Origin of the sequence: Caldalkalibacillus mannanilyticus JCM 10596 (genome assembly GCF_000615945.1) — a bacterium.
In the GTDB taxonomy this organism is placed as follows: Bacteria; Bacillota; Bacilli; order Caldalkalibacillales; family JCM-10596; genus Bacillus_AT; species Bacillus_AT mannanilyticus.
The window spans coordinates 1-755 of sequence record NZ_BAMO01000101.1; the positions used below are offsets into that span (position 1 = coordinate 1).

At 40.4% G+C, this 755-nt stretch carries 1 protein-coding gene; it reads left to right on the top strand.

The genetic code is table 11. From position 1 onward, the window contains the following. Positions 1-221: 221 nt before the first annotated feature. The coding region (locus tag JCM10596_RS22880; protein ID WP_025029060.1) for a flagellin N-terminal helical domain-containing protein at positions 222-755 on the top strand (534 nt) is incomplete at its 3' end.

A 755-nucleotide genomic window follows, 5' to 3' on the forward strand; every position in this document is an offset into this window, starting at 1 on the left:
CTTCGTTAATTTTAGGTCTTAGATTTTATAGGTCTAAAGTAGACAATATGATGTTCCAAAAAGGTAGCCTCTCTCAGGCTATCTTTTTTTCTTGGAGTATTAAAGGAGAGTAAATTTCTGACGATATAAATAGTAGAAGTGGTTCAGCAAAGCCGGCCAGCTTTCGTTGAACTTCTCTCCACAAGGAAGTGGAGATCACAAACTCAAGGAGGAAGAAAAACATGAGAATTAATAACAACATTATGGCGTTAAATGCGCACAAGGCATTAACATCGAACACAGGACAAGTAGGAAAATCATTAGAGAAATTATCATCAGGATTACGTATTAACCGTGCAGGAGATGACGCAGCAGGGCTTGCGATCTCTGAAAAAATGCGTGGACAGATCCGTGGATTAAACATGGCAACAAAGAACGCGCAAGATGGAATTTCTTTAATCCAAACAGCAGAGGGTGCGTTAAACGAAACTCACTCCATCCTACAACGTATGCGTGAGCTAGCTGTACAATCAGCGAACGATACGAATACGAACGAAGACCGTGCTGAGCTTCAAAAAGAGGTGACAGCTTTAATCTCTGAAATTAACCGTATCTCTACAGATACAGAGTTTAACACACAAAAGCTACTTGATGGAACGTTTTCTGGTAAGCTGATTCATATTGGTGCGAATGCTTCTCAAACATTGTCAGTGACAATTGGCAACATGGGAACAGCTGCTTTAAGTATTGCTGGTATCAGTGTAGCTACTCAAGCT